The organism is Enterococcus sp. 3G1_DIV0629 (genome assembly GCF_002141285.1).
GTDB classification, from domain to species: Bacteria; Bacillota; Bacilli; order Lactobacillales; family Enterococcaceae; genus Enterococcus_B; species Enterococcus_B lactis.
The window spans coordinates 516,013-532,157 of record NZ_NGLI01000002.1; the positions used below are offsets into that span (position 1 = coordinate 516,013).

General features: G+C 41.0%; 12 protein-coding genes. 7 read left to right on the forward strand and 5 right to left on the reverse strand.

The window, feature by feature from the left end; genetic code table 11:
* The first annotated feature begins 250 nt into the window (after window positions 1-250).
* From A5816_RS11275 to A5816_RS11300, 5 genes are all read left to right on the forward strand, one after another.
* On the forward strand, window positions 251-775 hold the full coding sequence (locus A5816_RS11275; protein WP_086311354.1) for a DUF664 domain-containing protein: 525 nt from the start codon (window positions 251-253) through the stop codon (window positions 773-775).
* A gap of 400 nt (window positions 776-1,175) precedes the next feature.
* Entirely contained in the window at window positions 1,176-1,700 is a 525-nt protein-coding gene (locus tag A5816_RS11285; RefSeq protein ID WP_010733037.1) for a hypothetical protein, read from the forward strand.
* Window positions 1,701-1,736: 36 nt separating this feature from the next.
* Window positions 1,737-2,348, forward strand: coding sequence for a hypothetical protein (locus A5816_RS11290; protein WP_086311355.1), 612 nt, complete (start codon window positions 1,737-1,739; stop codon window positions 2,346-2,348).
* Window positions 2,349-2,352: 4 nt separating this feature from the next.
* Window positions 2,353-2,757 (forward strand): LPXTG cell wall anchor domain-containing protein, encoded by a 405-nt coding sequence (locus A5816_RS11295; protein WP_086311356.1) that lies wholly within the window; start codon window positions 2,353-2,355, stop codon window positions 2,755-2,757.
* Window positions 2,758-2,793: 36 nt separating this feature from the next.
* On the forward strand, window positions 2,794-9,555 hold the full coding sequence (locus tag A5816_RS11300) for a putative mucin/carbohydrate-binding domain-containing protein (protein ID WP_143354108.1): 6,762 nt from the start codon (window positions 2,794-2,796) through the stop codon (window positions 9,553-9,555).
* A gap of 87 nt (window positions 9,556-9,642) precedes the next feature.
* Here A5816_RS11300 and A5816_RS11305 read toward each other — a convergent pair whose 3' ends face one another.
* Window positions 9,643-10,434, reverse strand: a complete 792-nt coding sequence (locus A5816_RS11305) for a hypothetical protein (RefSeq protein ID WP_086311357.1) — start codon at window positions 10,432-10,434, stop codon at window positions 9,643-9,645.
* A gap of 373 nt (window positions 10,435-10,807) precedes the next feature.
* Here A5816_RS11305 and A5816_RS11315 point away from each other — a divergent pair, with 373 nt between their 5' ends.
* The gene (locus tag A5816_RS11315; protein WP_016629240.1) at window positions 10,808-11,053 is read left to right on the forward strand and encodes a hypothetical protein; all 246 of its coding nucleotides are present in this window, start codon (window positions 10,808-10,810) and stop codon (window positions 11,051-11,053) included.
* Between the two features lie 216 nt (window positions 11,054-11,269).
* The gene (locus A5816_RS11320; RefSeq protein WP_086311359.1) at window positions 11,270-11,458 is read left to right on the forward strand and encodes a hypothetical protein; all 189 of its coding nucleotides are present in this window, start codon (window positions 11,270-11,272) and stop codon (window positions 11,456-11,458) included.
* A gap of 457 nt (window positions 11,459-11,915) precedes the next feature.
* On the opposite strand, the gene A5816_RS11325 is transcribed toward A5816_RS11320, so the two are convergent.
* From A5816_RS11325 to A5816_RS11345, 4 genes are all read right to left on the reverse strand, one after another.
* Window positions 11,916-12,884, reverse strand: a complete 969-nt coding sequence (locus A5816_RS11325; RefSeq protein WP_306297913.1) for a biotin--[acetyl-CoA-carboxylase] ligase — start codon at window positions 12,882-12,884, stop codon at window positions 11,916-11,918.
* A gap of 156 nt (window positions 12,885-13,040) precedes the next feature.
* On the reverse strand, window positions 13,041-13,847 hold the full coding sequence (locus A5816_RS11335; protein ID WP_086286384.1) for an ABC transporter ATP-binding protein: 807 nt from the start codon (window positions 13,845-13,847) through the stop codon (window positions 13,041-13,043).
* Window positions 13,844-14,749 carry an ABC transporter permease gene (locus A5816_RS11340; protein WP_002320483.1) on the reverse strand — a complete coding sequence of 302 codons (906 nt, stop codon included), beginning with the start codon at window positions 14,747-14,749 and terminating at the stop codon, window positions 13,844-13,846. The genes A5816_RS11335 and A5816_RS11340 overlap by 4 nt, the downstream gene beginning before the upstream one ends.
* Before the next feature lie 17 nt (window positions 14,750-14,766).
* Window positions 14,767-15,735, reverse strand: a complete 969-nt coding sequence (locus A5816_RS11345) for an ABC transporter substrate-binding protein (protein WP_086311361.1) — start codon at window positions 15,733-15,735, stop codon at window positions 14,767-14,769.
* Window positions 15,736-16,145: the final 410 nt, after the last annotated feature.

Sequence of the window (16,145 nt, forward strand, 5' to 3'; positions counted from 1 at the left end):
ATACACTTTTTTTCTTAGGGTTAAACTGTTCGTTTAAAAAATCATTGTTTATTTAAACAATATTAATGAATCATTCATTTTGCTTGCTTTTATTCAAATACTAATGGAGAAATATTTTTCTTTTTCAATCTTCAAACGATTCATGTTAGTGACTGGAAAGTGTAAAAAATGAGGGGGTGTAGTAACATATTAAGTAGAAATCCTAGAGTTAGGAAAAAGCACGTAGGATAAATAAAAAGGAGGAAAACAGATGAATTATTTAGATATGTTATGCGAGAGTGTGGATCGAGCATACGAGCGATTTGAACGCTTGTTTGAAGGCGTCTCTATTGAGGAGGCCAACCGATTTCCAGTGGAAGAAAGAGCCCCGCAAATCAAATCAATGACTTGGCTGGCTTGGCATACCGCTCGAGAATTGGATTTCCAGATTGCTGATTTAGCCAGTACCTCTCCAATTTGGCACAGCCAAGACTGGGAAAGCCGATTTCCGATGACAATAGCAGATGACGAACAAGATTGGAAGCACAGTCTGGAACAAGCAAAACAAATCCAAGCTAATCAAGTAGAAGACTTGCTGGGATACTTGCGGGCTGCTTCTGATTCTGCTATTTCCTATTTAAAAGGGTTAGAACCTTCCGAGCTAGATGAAGTAATTGACGAGAACTGGACACCACCAGTCACGCGAGGGATGCGTCTCGTTTCTATTATTGATGATGCTGCCATGCACTCTGGTCAGGTGATCTATGCGAGACGTTTGTTGGGATTGAAAGACTAAGACACTAAATAAAAAAGAACTTACGACAAAAATAAGTCGCAAGTTCTTTTTTGATTTCAGTTGATTGGCATCCACGGTCTGTATAGTAGTAAGGAATGTACTAAATAGTAGTGAAGCCGTCAGTAAACGCAATTTTCTCTTTTTCATTTCAAATCCCTCTATTTTATGTTGTAATCGGTTACTGTTTCATCCTAATAAATAATCCAATAAGAAGGAAGTTTATTTAACTTTTCTGGTCATCCACATATTTCTACAAAAGGAAAAAACTGTTCTGAGAGTGTGTTCTGAGTCTGATAAAGTATTAACAGGTAGGCAGTTTTAACGATAAAAGCATCATGGAAAACTAAAATCAGATCCATTTGTTTTTATAGAAAAAACAGGAAAGCTCTATCGATAAAAAATGGCAAAGGAGGAAGATATTCTGGTCAAACGACACAAAAAAAAGATCATCGCTTCCCTAGTAGTACTGGTAGTTGCACTCGGCGGCTTTTTTGTCTATGACCATTTCTGGAAAGAGCCGGAAGTGATCATGAATTTGAATAGCGGCGATCAATCATTCATCAAGGACATGTCAGAAGAAGAGCTGCGTAATTTTCTGCAAGATCAAGCAGACGAAGATTATGTTCGACTGAAGTTGGACACGACGATGCGTTTTGATACCTCTGACAAACCTGGGTCAGTCAATATCCAAAACCCGCCCAGTAACGAATATGCCATCGAAGTGACAACTTATATCGAAGGAGAAGACGATGAAATCTACATTTCTGGAGTGATCCAGCCAGAACAATATGTAAGTGAAGGCAAACTGTTGCGTAAAGTAGCTAAAGGAACATACAAAACGATTAGTACTGTCCAATTTTTGGATACCGAAAAGAATGTAGTCGGAACATCTTCTGTCGTTGGAAAGTTAACAGTTGAAAGTTAACTGATAGCAAATATATATTTTTTAGGAGGAAAAGAAATGAGAGTCTCAAGAAAAATGTTGTTGCCGGCACTTGCATTAGTAAGCAGTGCAGCAATCGGACAAACAGTAAGCGCTTATACATGGGTGGGTGGTGAACCTGATCCGAATACAGTTTACGAATCAGTCCAAAAGCAAGATAACGCAACGATCCCAGCAGAAGGTACTTTTAAAGAGTGGGACCCGACTGATCCAGGACCTGGACCTGGGCCAACAGATCCAGTTGATTGGATCGATGTATCGATCCCGACAAAAGTATTATTCGGGCAAACAGATGCGACAGAGGGTAAGGTCGTAGCACCAATCTATCAAATCAGGAACAATTCAGCAAAAGGCGTGAAAGTCTCTGTGGGCAACTTCGTCAAAGGGCAAGATGCAGACAAGGTGCCGGAATTAGTGTTGAACATGGATAGTGTCAGCAGCAATACATCCATCCCTTTAGTCAACCCGACGGCTGCTCCGCAATTTCCACGTGAATTAGTGACATTGCCGAACCAAAACGATGTCACAGAGTTCACTTTCTCTGGTAGCGTCGGAGCGAATTTCCAATTTGGGGAAGCCATCAACCCTAAATATGAGCTTGTCTTGCAATTTGAAGCACTAGGGGTATAAAAAAATGAAAAAAACAGGGATCATTCCGCTGTTTTTCCTTCTAGGGTTTATCTGTCTATCAATAAGCGGTTTGGCAGATGCAGCAGAAAAAGAAAGCACGATCGAAGTTAGCGGACTGATCTATTCAGAAAAACCAACGGAACCTGGAACAGGTCCAAGCACAGATCCTGGAACAGGTTCAAGTGCTGGGCCTGGTACAGGCTCAACTGCGGATTCCGCAACTGATTCGGGAAAAAGTACCGGTGGAGATACGTCAGGAACATCCGGTTCTAGCGACACTAAAGGCAATCTGCCTCAGACGAATGCTGTAGGGACAAGCAGGTGGGTAACGGCAGCAGGCGTGCTGCTTCTCCTCGGTTCTCTTTCTTTATTAAGTAAAAAAAACTTGTCTGGAGACACAGATGTTTAGACAAGCGAGCAAATACAAAAGAGAGAGGAGAGAAAAATGAAACTATTCAAAATACTAGCAGTTTTTACCTTGCTGTTTTCCAGCATCAGCCCGACTACCCTTGTCTACGCAGTCTCATCTTTGACGCCTGAAAGTAGCGAGTCAGCAAACGAAGAAACACCGACAGAACCAATAGCCGAACCGCAATTAAAAGAAGCTCCTGCAGTAGCCGAGCCTGCAGCAGAAGAAGCATCAGCGGAACCAGCCGAACCATCGACCGTCGAACCGCAAACAGAGCCAGCAGTTCCCGTACCAGAAACGGCTGTGCCAAGTCCGCAGATTCCTCTTCCCAATCTTCCACAATATCGTGGGGATCTGAGAAGGAATGGAGAAAGTTCTTATCGAGCAGCAGCACAACCTGGATTTAATACGGGAGTCAGTAATTTGTCAGAATTGGGACCTAATGTAGGGGACAGTATTTCCTACAGCTTTACGATCCCGACCCATTCTCTCGTATATGGGAACGGCAGTGACTGGATCTCATTTATCGTTGGTAATGGTAATCTCGGTGTTGGATATGTCAACAGAATGTACTATGGTCGATCGCCAAATCATACAAGTGCCTATTCAACGACTTACCGGATCGGACGCACGGAAGTCATTGAAGTCGGTGGTGCTTCTGGCGATCTTAGTATTACGTCGAATCACACGATAAACAATAACAATTTCACGATGACGATGTCAGGGACGATTACCAGAACAAGAGCCAGCAACCGTACCAACTACCAATTAACAGCTGGGATCCATAATCTTGTATTAGGTTCTACTGCCGTAGCTTCAGGTAATGAGGTTCCACCTACGCCTATAGAAGATGTGCCGATCAATTATCTGTCGATCGGGAATTTTTCGGTCAATACTAGGCCAGCACCGCCAGCACCTACTGTAGCGATCACAGCCAATCCTGATAATCCTCTTGTTTTGGGGTCCGTGCACCCTCAGGCACAAAAAGATAGTCTGAGGGTAAGGGTCAACGGAATACTATTACCTTCTTCTGGTCCAGATAGTTACGAGATCATTGAGACCAACCTAGACGGCTCGGATGTGATCGATACAGTAGGAACAAAATATGTATGGGTGAGGATTCGCTATACGATGAATGGAACCGTTTACGAGAGTGAAATAATACGTTTCTACGTACTTGTCGTGTGGGGAGACAGTATTGCGTTTGGCGGGGTTCAGAATGTGATTGCGAGTACAGTTGCTGCTTTCACTTTACATCATCGTGGAACTCGTCCGTCGATTACTGCAAGTAGAGGAAGAACCTCTAGTGTAATTAATGGTGTTATACATCCAAGTTACTCAGGACAAGATTACTATAATTTTTCTTGGTATGACTTGAGTCAAAAAAACAGTGCGGATCTGACGAACGATTCTGCTAATCAAGCCGTAACAGCAAAAGGTGAAGAACTACGGGATACTGCTTTAAGCCGTTGGAGGACACAAACAGTCAACTATGGTGATGTCGTCCGTACATGGGTGGCAGAACCGGAAAAGAACGTAGTGACAAGTTCAATGACAGCAAATCCGTTATTTTTCTATTATGGTAATGAAGTCTACTATGAAATTACTACGAACGGTTATCGTAGATTGGATATCAATACGTTGACACCGACAGAACAATCGATTGAACGTGGTGCTTCGCAAGCATCTTTAGATAGTCAAGTCAGTCGATTTCTAGACACTTCTGGCAAGGAGAACCTTCGAGTAGTGAGGTTCGTGGATTACCCAGATACTTCTACTTTAGGAGAAAAAACCGGAACGATCCGAGTCGAAGAAACCTTGTCTACAGGAAAAACAGTGTCATACGACTACACAGTACCATTTGTCGTGTCTCCTAAACTTGAAGTAACGGCTAAGCCTGATAACAAAGTATTACTAGGAACAGATATGAATACGGTCGATCTTCGTCAGTTTGTGGATGTCGAGGTGGATGGAGAGAAACTCGATGTCGATAGATATGAAGTAGAAATGACCTCTGCACCTATCGCTACAGATACCGCGATTACTCAAAGATCACAAGCAGTTCGAGTTACTATAAAGGGAACAACTCTCTCTCAAGAGCTATCTATCAACATAGCTGTCATATGGGGAGACAGTATCGTGTTTGGCAGCGGAGATGGAATGAATGTTCGAACAGTAGCAGCTTTCACCTTGCATCATCGTGGAGCTCATCCGTCAATTACTGCAGTTACAGGTAGAAATAATTTACCTACCAATAATTTTGTGATAAACGAAAATTATTTAGGCCAAAATTACTATAATTTCTCTTGGTACGACTTTAGTCAAAAAAATATTCTTGATTTGACAAATGATTCCGCGAATCAAACAATCTCAGCAAGAGGGGGAGAAAGACAGCAAGATGTCTTAAACCGCTGGTCCACACAAACGGTCAACTACGGTGATGTCGTCCGTACATGGGTAGCAGATCCAACAAAGAATGCAGTGACAGAAAACGAGCAATTTGTCTCTAACGGCGGAGAAGTCTACTACGAGATCACAGCAGCCGGTTACCGAGCGCTGAATATCAATAAATTGACTACATCAAGTCATACGCTCTTACAAGGGATGACGGAGAGTGAACTAGACAGCCGATTAGCCGAGTTCTTAGATGTATCAAGTGTAGAGAACATCAGCTTGGATAGATTTGTCCAGTATCCAGATACTTCTGTCGTCGGTACGACAAGCGGAACGATCCGAGTAACAGAAACTTTATCTACAGGAAAAACAGTCTCCTATGACTATGAGATTTCCTTTACAATTGAAAACGCCCCTCCAACAGCTGATCCAATTGCGCAAGAATTGCATTTAGGAGAATCATTGCCAGATTCGCCGATGGATCTGCTAGAAAATGTATCAGATGACAGAGACGATCCGTCAGCGCTGAAAGCCACTTATCTAAACCGACCAAACATCGATCGTGTTGGAGAGATGACCGCTAGCATTCAATTGGAAGATTCAGGGGGAGCTGTTTCAGTCATCGAAGTGCCGATTACTGTCAAGTGGGGAAGTACACTTCGACTTAAAGGTTACGATTACGGAACCGTTGGTGTCTACAGATTAATAAGAAATAATAGTGGAAATATGCAAATTGTTCCGACAAAAGGTGAACTTTACTTTCCTACTGGAGTAATTCATCAAGAGTTTTCTGATGAACTTTACTATTCAATTGAAGTCTTAGCTGACGGATCAAGGACATTCATGTATGAAGTCAAAGGTGGAATGATTGCAGAAGATTCGATTGACCAATTCAACAATGGGCTTCCACTAAATGTATCCGTTGGAAATATCGTGAAAGTTTATCATGCAGAGGAAAAGTTCTCAAATGGTTATTCAAATAAAAATCTGCTGATGGAAAACGAAAAAGAAGAAAATTACACTTATGGTACGAACTACGCTTATTATAGAGTGACAGAAGACGGATTTGAACCAATGTCTCCTGTTTTGGCAGTGAAAACAATGAAACAGGATTTTGTTCTCGGCGAAAATACTAGTGGATTAAATCTTCACGATTTATTAGAAGAGGTCACATTAAATGATACAGTGATTCCTCCTGATGAATACGAAGTAGAGCGACTCACTGATTTTGATACTTCTTTAGTAGGTGCTCGTAATGCTAAAGTAAAGATAACATCTACTGTAGCTAATGTTTCCTTGGAAGTAGAAATACCATATGAAGTGAAATGGGGAAGTACGATTTCCTTAAGAGGACTTAGTGATCGTACAGTTGGCGCATATAGTTTAACGAGAAGCAACGATAGCACACTGCGTCTTCATTCGACATTTGGTGACAATAGAACGAATCAAGGTTCGCAAGTCCATCCTTATTATGGAAGTAGTGTCTATTATTCCATCGAAGTATTCGATGGAGAAACAAGCACCTATCAATACGAAGTCACAGGTAATGCGATTATCCAAAATGCAATCAATGGGTTCAATCAAGGCCAGCCGTTAGAGGTCTCTGCGGGGAATATCATCAAAGTCTTTCATGGGGAGTCCCACAGCCGAAGTCGATTGATGGTAAACGAAGTAGCAGAAAACTACTCCTTTGGTACACCGTTTTCTTACTACCGAGTAACGGACAATGGATTAGTTCCGATCAAACACTTGGAAGCTGAAGCAGCTCCACAAACATTCAACTTAGGTGAAAGTGTTGACGGACGTGACCTAAAAGAATTCGTTACGGATGTGCAGGTAAATGGTGTAGCAGTGGATGCAAGTGAATATGAAATCTCGTTACGTTCCGAAGTCAACACGACGTTGATCGATACGCGTGAAGTAGAAGTCGAAATACGCACGACGGACGGATTAGGCATCCTGAGAACAACTGTACCGTATGAAGTGAAATGGGGAAGTACGATTTCCTTGAGAGGACTTGGTGAAAATGCAGTCGGATCCTACAGTTTGATAAAAGATGGGAATGGAAAGCTACAACTTCATTCGACATTTGGTGATAACAGTAGTCGTCAATATTTAAACGTTCACCCTAATTTCGGCAATGACGTGTATTATTCAATCGAAGTATTCAACGGAGAAACAAGCACCTATCAATATGAAGTCACGGGGAATGCGGTTATCAGGGACGCAATCAATGGATTCAATCAAGGGAATCCATTGGATGTCTCTGCGGGGAATATCATTAAAGTCTACCATGCAGAATCTCGGACTCGAAGCAGACTGATGGTAAATGAAGTTGCCGAAAACTATACATTCGGCACCCTTTTCTCTTATTATCGAGTGACTGACAATGGATTAGTTCCAGTCAAACATCTGGAAGCCGAAGCAGCTCCACAAATGTTCAATTTAGGTGAAAGTGCCGATGGACGCAATCTAAAGGAATTAGTTAGAAATGTACGAGTAAATGGCACAGTTGTGGATGCGAGTGAGTATGAAGTCTCCCTACGTTCCGAAGTCAACACGACGTTGATCGATACGCGTGAAGTGGAAGTCGAAATACGCACAACGGACGGATTAGGCATCCTAAGAACAACTGTACCGTATGACGTGAAATGGGGAAGTACGATTTCCTTGAGAGGACTTGGTAATCGTACAGTAGGAGCATACAGTTTGACGAGAAGTGTTGATGGTACATTGCGACTTCATTCAACTTTTGGAGATAACCGAGCGAACCTAGACACACAAGTCCATTCTTATTATGGCAGTAGCGTCTATTATTCCCTCGAAGTATTCAACGGAGAAACAAGCACCTATCAATATGAAGTCACGGGTAATACGAGTAACAGGAATGCAATCAATGGATTCAATCAAGGCCAGCCGTTAGAGGTCTCTGCGGGGAATATCATTAAAGTCTACCATGCAGAATCTCGGACTCGAAGCAGACTGATGGTAAATGAAGTCGCGGAAAACTACTCCTTTGGCACCCTTTTCTCTTATTATCGAGTGACTGACAATGGATTAGTTCCAATCAAACAGTTGGAAGCAGAAGTAGCTCCACAAACATTCAACTTAGGTGAGAGTGCCGATGGACGCAATCTAAATGAATTGGTTAGAAATGTACGAGTAAATGGCACAGTTGTGGATGCGAGTGAGTATGAAGTATTCTTACGTTCAGAACTTGATACGTCATTGATTGGTACGCGTGAGATCGATATTGAAGTCCGTACAACTGATGGACTAGGTATCGTACAACTGACAGTTCCTTATGAAGTGAAGTGGGGGAACTCGATCATCGCCCAAGATCAGGCAGCAAGCTCTGATAAGACAGTGGCTGTTCTGTCATTGACCGAAGAGAATAATTTGCCAAAACTGACAGCTACGCAAGGAGACGGACTTGATTCCTTCAGTCCAGTAGCCTCTGCACCACAAGCAGTATTTTATCGTGGTGATCTTACTTCGCCAAGATTCTCCCTTTTGACAAATAACTTAACTGTGGACGCACAAACACTGAGGAGCAACTGGAACAATGTTCTTAGACAAAATGAATTAGCCTATGGCGATGTGCTTTCTTTTGAAGTTTTCGATTCTGTAGGGAATAACCTACTTGGAAATAAAACAGCTGTCTCAAGAAATGAACAACTAGTAAAAGAAGTAATCGGCTATCCGCAAGCTTTTTACGAAATGACAGCCAATGGGTTCAATCTTCTACGTATCAATCAATTGAAGGTAGAAACACAAACCATTGAAAGTGGATTGACAGAAGAGGAATTAAGTCAAAATATCGAATCTTATCTGTCGACTGACGGATTCGATACGATCCATGTGACAAAGTTCATCCAATATCCTGACACAAGTAAAGCTGGAACAAGTAACGGGATCATCGAAGTAGAAGAAATGTTAGCGACAGGCGGTACAGCTACGTATAACTATACGGTGCCATTTATCGTGGAGAACTCGACGGAATGGATCGATGTCAAGATTCCTAAAAAATTGCTTTTTGGAACGACTGACGTAAATAAAGGAATGGTTTCTTCCCCGCTTTACTACATCGAGAATGCTGGGACGAGAAATCTAAAAGTCAGTGTGGAGGAAATCAACATCACGAACAATACGAATAACTTGGAGCTGTTACGTACAGCTGATGCAGATCCATCTGCAGAGAGGGCAGCAGCAAAACTTCGTATGAATTACAAGACGAGCAATATCCTTGTCGATCTTTATGAAAGTACACCAAATCAGGTAGTTGCTGAGCTAGTACCGAATGAACAAACCCAGTTTATGATCGAAGGTCAATACTTCGGGAACTATCAGCAAGAAGTCAATATTGGATTGGACATTCGTTATCGATTTGAGGTTGCTTCGTAAGGTAGAAAGCTGTTGATTTGAAGAAAATGATGTACGAACACAAAAGCCCATCAATCGATTGAAATCGGTTGATGGGCTTTTTGAGTATTATTTTCCAAGTGTGTGGTTAGGTTTCGGCAGAGATGGACTTGATAGATTTGAACCACTAGCTTTTTCACTAGCGTGTTGAGTTAAGTTACCTAATGCTGCGTGGGTGGATTTTCGTCTGTTTTTTACCTGATGAGAGGTTAGGCTTTTAGAAAGGTTCTGTTTGTATTCCTCAACTGCTTTTTGTAATTTTTTAGGTGGATTTTCTAGTTCCGCCATCTCTTTTCTAGCATTCCAACCTAACGATGGATTAGCGCTGAGTGCATTATCAATTTTTACTTGAGTAGTTACGTAATTTTGTATTGCATTTGCGATTTTATTTTTGTTGAAACGTCTATTCATGAATGTATTTACATTCTTATATTGTTTTAAATTATTTTTTTGTGTAGCTAGCATCGACTTAAAATCATTTAAACTGGTCTCTTGTTTTGCCTCTTGTTTTTTAAATGATTGTTCCTTTTGCTTCTGTTGTACCTGTTGTTTCGCCATTGTCTTTCTAGTATCATCAAAGGTTTTTAATATTGTTGGTGATCGTTTTCCTAGTTCCTCTCGTGCTTTTTCTACTTCTGATTTTGCCTCGTTATACTCATTTTTATATTCAGTTATTTTGGATTCAGGTGTAAGTTTACCGTAGTTGCTTGCGTTTGTCTTTGCAATGTCCACAGCATTGGTCTTTTCTTGTAGTTGTGCTGCAAGTTTTTTTATCGAAGGGTCTTTAATCTCACTGATCATTTTATCTAATAGCGTTTCTTGCCTATAATCTGGTGAATTTGCAATATCTTCTTTTGGCATGTCAATTCCTCTTTTCGTTTTTTATTTGTATCTTTGTATTCACTTTATCATGCTTTCTTTTTGTTTTTGTTCCTGCTTTTTCTAAGGTGGAAAATATCTGGTACGCTTTTCTGATATTTTCCATAAAAAATAAAACAAGGGGCTTCTTTATGAGAAAAGACACGTAACGATTTTTTTTAATCCTCATTTATCCTTGTTGTCAAAGGCTTTTTTTCTTCGTATCATTCTTTTTTAATTTTAGAAATTATGGTCGCAAAGCATGAAAAAAAACATGTTATAGTAAAAACATAAGTGAAGTTGGCAGAGGAATCAGCCGATTTTTACTGTCTATCTAAGCGAAAAACAGCTGTCCGCAAAAATCAAATCGAGGAGGATGCATTTGAAAAAACTCATCACTAATTTAACACGTACAGATGTTTCGCCCCTGATCCTTCGGCTAAAAGGAGAGAAACATGCATTTACGTTTGAAGACATCGAAAAAGAAAGCGGAATAAAATTGACGAGCGCAGACAAATTTTTAATCCGTTCTGTCGCAGAGAAAAAATTCAAAATGCAAGTGGTGTGCGAAGCACCTGAGAACCAGCTGAAGTTCTTTCCAAAAGCAAAAGAACTTTCTTGATCACTCTATTTATTGTTCTATTTATGTAGCAAGTAGGAAAAAATAACAAATATGTTATTAAAAGTGTTGCAATCGCATACAAAAAGATTAAAAAACAAAATAGTCCCTTATCATAGGAGATGGAAACACGAGAATATCAGACAGGGGGGATGGGATGCGTTGATTTTTTAGTTGTAAGTTGGTTGCTACATAGATAATAAAAGGGGAGTAATTGGATTGAAAAAGAAAATCATTGGTAGTCTATTACTATCAACGCTAGTGTTGACGAGTATGATAAATATGTTCATCAATGAAGACTTGCAAGCGGAAAATCACGTGCTCAATATCAGTCGCACGCTTCAAGAAGAAAAGGTGAACTATCTCAATCCTAGGGGAGAAGATGGTATCGGCAATGCCTGCCACTGATAGTCATCGAAAATTATCGCGCAGGCTATATCGGCTCTATCGACATCGTTCCTCAATAAAAAGAACGATGAGGAGATAGATATTTTTTAGGAAACAAGCACATAACTTATGATCTCATAAGTATTTTCACAAAGGACTAGCAAATAGTCCTTTGTGGGTATCATAAAAAAACTGAATAGAAACAATAATCAGCTTTACCACCATTGATAGAAAAGAGATAGAAAACCGAGAAAAGGAATCGGCCCTCTATCTCTTTTTGCTGTACAAACGCATGCTTCTCCTGTTTTTTGCATGGATTCATTTAATGAAAGTGTACCATGTTTTCTTGATACGTTTAGAACACCTTTTTCTAGAGGATAGAAAAACTACAAGTTGAGAGGATAAGGAGAGTCGTTTGAAGAGAACTCAGAAAAAAGGGCACTGTATGAGATCAGGTGTCCTTTTGTGAAATCTGATATTATTGCGTACGGATAGATGTGAGACTGATTTCGCCAGAAGACAAACTCATTTCCTGTTCATTTGTTTGGACGATCAGTTCGCCATGATCACCGATTTCTTTTGCAAGACCGACATAAGTCGTTCCTTTTTGATTGAACGACACGGTTTTTCCCAATACGAATGATTTTTCTTTATAAAAGTCCAATGCTTTTTTCGGTTGAGAAAGATAGGTAAACAACTCCTGCCAGATTTTGCTGATCAGTTGATTCCTTGTGAGACTCGCTTGTCCGTCGGGAAAGACAGAGGTGGCTTTTTCTTGGAGATCAGCTGGAAAATGATTTTGAGGAACAGAAAAATTCAGCCCGATCCCGATAATGATATGACTGATCCTGCCGCTTTCCATATCACTGACTGCTTCAGATAAAATCCCACAGACTTTTTTCCCATTCATGTAGATATCATTGACCCATTTGATCGAAGCAGGACGTCCAGTAACAGATTCAATGGCTTTCACACAGGCGCTGGCTGCGATGATCGTATATTGAGGCAGTTCATCAAAACGTTTGTCTGGATGGAGCAAGAGACTCATGTAGATTCCTCGTCCAGGTTCGGCAAAAAAAGGTCGTCCAAAACGTCCACGAGCTTGTTCTTGTGTATCAGCAACAAATAACTTCGAAACAGAATCTCCGTGAGCTGCTGCCAATTTGGCATCTTTCATCGTAGATTCAGAAGTCAACATCGTTTGTACCTTCAAATCAGGAATAAAAGACCGTAGATCTTGCTGGATTTCTTTTGCATCTAGTACGTCAGAGGGCAGGTAACGATACCCTGTAGGCCCGTGCTCAAAACGATAGCCTGCCTTTTCCAATTCTTTGATGGCTTTCCAAATACTTGTCCGGGAAACTTCCAGTTGCTGTGCTAACTTTTCTCCGGAAAGAAAATCTGGCGTCTTTTTCAATAAATGAAGTACTTTGTCTTTTGTTGTCATGGTACCAAGCTCCTTTCCCATCCATTCTATCAGGAAGAAGGAGAGAACAAAATAGTTTTCGAAGAAACAACGGTTGATACATAAAGCAAAAACGAAAGAAGGAAAGAGAAAAAAGAAGAGGGTGGGCGTTCATTTTTTGTCCCAGCCTCTTTCTGATTATGAAGATAAAAGTACTTGATCGTCTTTTAATGTCGTGCCGCTGTTTTGTTTGAACAACGCCAATAATTGAGGTACTGTGAGTTGCTGTTTTTCCTCTTGCTGGATATCGACGACGATCCTTCCTTGATGAAGCATGATTAGTCGATTTCCATAGCGGATCGCGTCTTCCATGTCATGTGTGACCATGAAAGCAGTGAGATTCTGCTCAGTGATCAGCTTTTCTGTCAATTCCATCACCGTTTTGGAAGTAGCAGGGTCAAGCGCTGCGGTGTGCTCATCTAATAAGATTAGTTCTGGACGCTGCAATGTAGCCATTAACAGCGTGATGGCTTGACGTTGTCCCCCAGACAGCAAACCGATTTCTGAGGATAAACGATTTTCCAAACCCAAATTCAGCCGAGCCAGCTGTTCTTTGAAAAATGTTCGGTCTTGCGGTTTGACACCACGGAAGAAGCCGCGCTTTTTTCCTCGTTTCATAGCAAGAGCAAGATTTTCTTCTACCGTTAAACGAACGGCTGTCCCTAGTTTAGGATCTTGGAATACGCGACTGATGGATTTCGAACGTTCGACAACGGATTTTTTCGTGATATTTTTTCCATTCAATAAAATCTGTCCCTGATCGACAGAAAATGTACCGGCGATGCTGTTCAGCAAAGTAGATTTACCAGCACCATTTCCGCCGATGATCGTCACGAAGTCGCCGGGTTCCAAGGAAAGATTAATACCTTTCAGGACATGGTTTTCGTTGATCGTTCCTTTTTCAAAGGTATGATGGAGATTTTCCAATGTTAAGACGTCATTCATTTGACACTACCGCCTTTCTTTTTTTGAGATAAATGGAATTTTTGCTGAATCTGCGGGAAAGAAAGACAGATCACTAGCACGAAAGCAGAAGCAAGTTTCGAATCACTTGGTTCAACATTCAGTTCGAAGACTAACGCCAAAATAAAGCGGTAAATGACCGCACCTAAAACGACAGTCAAGAGACGGAGAAATAGTGGCTGGTTACGTAACAAAACTTCTGCGATGATAATAGAAGCAAGTCCAATCACGATCGTTCCAATACCAGAATTCAAATCAGCAAAGCCGTTGTTTTGCGCAAGCAAGGAGCCAGAAAGAGCAATGCATCCATTAGAGATCATATAACCGATGATCTTCATATTATCTGTGTTGATCCCGTTTGCTTCGCTCATTGCCAGATTATCGCCAGTTGCACGAATAGCAAGTCCTGTTTCTGTACGTAAGAACAAAACAAGTAAACATACAACGATCAAAGCAAAAAGCAGACCGACGATCAGTACAGCGTTGTCTTTTGTTATGCCGAATGACTCGACCCAATGAAAGATCGTTGGCTGACCCAATAAAGAGATGTTCGGCGCACCCATCACACGGGAGGTGACAGAATATAAACCAGTCATGGTGATGATCCCTGCAAGAAGGGCGGGAATTTTTAACTTTGTGTGAAGCAGTCCAGAAACAAGCCCTGCTGCCGCACCCCCTAAAAAGCCTAGAAGACAAGCTGTCAATGGATGATAGCCATTTGTAATACTTACTGCCGCGATCCCTGCACCTAAAGGGAAGCTTCCTTCAGCAGTCAAGTCGGCAATGTCCAAGATACGGAAAGTGACATACACACCAATCGCAAGCAGGGCCCATAAGACCCCTTGCGATGCAGATGATAAGAAAAGAGAGAGCAGATTTGTCATGAGAATCCTCCTGTGTTTTATTCAGCTTCTTTGATGCTGTCTGGATTGATACCTAATGCTTTGGCCATGTCTTTATTGACATACAGTTCCAAATCATTTGCTGTTTCGACAGGAAGTTCACTTGGCTTCTTGCCGTCTAAGATTTTTGCTGCCATGATCCCCGTTTGTTTGCCCAAGCTTTCGTAGTCGATCCCTACTGTTGCTAGACCACCGTCTTTGACTTGATCAACTGCGCCAGCAACGATAGGTGTTTTTGTTTCTTTTGCGACTTCACCGACAACACTTGCCGCACTTGCGAACGTGTTATCAGTAGGAATATAGATTCCATCTACATCTTTGGCTAGACTTTTCGTCACTTGTTGGACATCATTTGTGGAATTTGCTGTCAGTACTTTGACTTTGACGCCCGCTTTTTTCAATTCTTTTTCTGCCAAATCAGCTTGGATCTTAGAGTTTGCTTCACCGTTGTTATACATGATGCCGATTGTTTTGGCGTCTGGCACGATAGTTAACAGTAAGCCGATTTGTTTTTCGATTGGCACCATATCTGTCGTGCCAGTCACATTGCCGCCAGGTTTTTCATTGGATGTGACTAAATGGGCTTGTTCCAAGTCTGTGACCGCTGTGACAGTCATCGGGATAGTGGTTGTTTCATTTAATAAAGATTGTGCTGCTGGAGTGGCGATTCCAAGTAGCAGATCAGGATCTTCTTTGACGAGTTTCTCACTCATGCTTTTCAGGTTGTCTTGATTGTTTTGGGCATTTTGATAATCGATTGTTAGATTATCGCCTTCTTTATATCCTTCTTCTGCTAATCCTTCTTTGAATCCTTTATAGGCAGCGTCTAACGAGTTATGTTGTACAAGTTGCAATACGCCAATTGTTTTTTGTCCATCTGATGCCTCTGCGGAATTGTCTTTTTGTGCGCAACCTCCTAAAGCTAGTAGCAGGGCAGCGCCTAATCCGATGAATATATTTTTTTTCATTTCTTTTTCCTCCTTAATTTTGGGAAACAAAAAATCCATTCAGACAAAATGTCTAAATGGATTGAAAAGTCGGAAAATAAATTGAAAAAGTAGAATGCTTGATACTTTTACTTTGTATTTTCACTGCTCAGCCACTTAGCATTTTGTCTACGTGGCTTTTTGCTGCAATACAAAGTTCTTTAGCCATCATAGATACAAACTGTCGTTTAACGTTTGTATCCATCATGATGAATACAAACCTATCTAAAGTAGCTAAAGTAAAAGTTATTCAGTTGTGTTGGTACGATTTGCTTGATGTTGGTTCGCATAGAAGTTCCTCCACAAAATGAATTTTCTAAAGTATAACCGAGAAAAAAAGGTCTGTCAATTAAGAATTGTCAGATAATTGAAAACATAAAATTGAAAACATT